Source organism: Staphylococcus sp. EG-SA-2, from assembly GCF_017152085.1.
Map to the genome: position 1 here is coordinate 1 of NZ_JACYHC010000217.1, position 516 is coordinate 516.

At 32.0% G+C, this 516-nt stretch carries 1 pseudogene; it reads left to right on the forward strand.

The window, feature by feature from the left end:
- Positions 1–440 precede the first annotated feature (440 nt).
- A pseudogene (locus tag IDG60_RS21945) lies at positions 441–516 on the forward strand (hypothetical protein); the annotation flags it as partial.

Sequence of the window (516 nt, forward strand, 5' to 3'; positions counted from 1 at the left end):
CTTCAATCCATTAAATTAAAATGAATTGGTGAAGTGTATTTTAAATAGTCGGTAAAGGTGTGTATCTTTATCGGCTTATTTTAATACTCTGTCATAAGGAGCGTTTGCTCAGGGTGTGGATTATAAGGTTTAAGCAGAATAAACTTTCTTAATGAGGATGTCAGGACAACAACGAAAAAATTAAAAAATGTTGCGGGATTGGGTTTAGGGACGGTTAGTGGAAGAAAGTTAAATTCATTAACAAGTGAAATACCTAAGGCTAGATATTAAACGTCAGAACGGACAAAGAATAATAGGATATGTTTTCAATTAAATAGCGAAGTATTTATATGTTAAGATGATGTAAATTACATAGAAACGCTACCCGTAGAAGTACTGATCATAGAAACGCTGATAAACGTAAATTTGCAAACTCGATATTAAACAAAGGGGTTGTTATTATGGCATTAATAGTATCTAGAGCTATATTATTTTTGATTTTAGCATTAGCTTTTGGAATAGCGACTGTTTTTCCTG